The sequence below is a fragment of the Pseudomonas sp. 2822-17 genome (genome assembly GCF_002742485.1).
Taxonomy (GTDB): domain Bacteria; phylum Pseudomonadota; class Gammaproteobacteria; order Pseudomonadales; family Pseudomonadaceae; genus Aquipseudomonas; species Aquipseudomonas cyclaminis.
This window is the reverse complement of record NZ_LJRZ01000844.1, coordinates 1-255: the sequence shown is the minus strand read 5'-3', so window position 1 is coordinate 255 and position 255 is coordinate 1. Positions and strand designations below refer to the sequence as shown.

Genomic DNA, 255 nt, shown 5'->3' with positions numbered 1-255 from the left:
ATTTAGAGGCAGGAAATATATTAGATGAAGTGGAAGAGATTGAAGGGGTCCACCTTCTCGTAAAACAAGTAAATGTTTCTGATATGAACAGATTACGTCAGATGGCAGATTCATTAAAAGAAAAGCTTGATTCAGGTATTCTCGTACTTGCTTCGGTCAACAATGAGAAAGTAAATATTGTAACGAGTGTTTCAGAAGATCTAGTTAAGGCAGGGCACCATGCTGGGAAAATTGTAAAAGAGGTAGCTACCATTT

At 37.3% G+C, this 255-nt stretch carries 1 protein-coding gene; it reads left to right on the top strand.

Annotated features, from left to right (window positions below; all coding sequences use genetic code 11):
• A partial coding sequence (locus AOA60_RS29485; protein ID WP_143522590.1) for a DHHA1 domain-containing protein occupies positions 1–255 on the top strand: 255 nt, incomplete at both ends.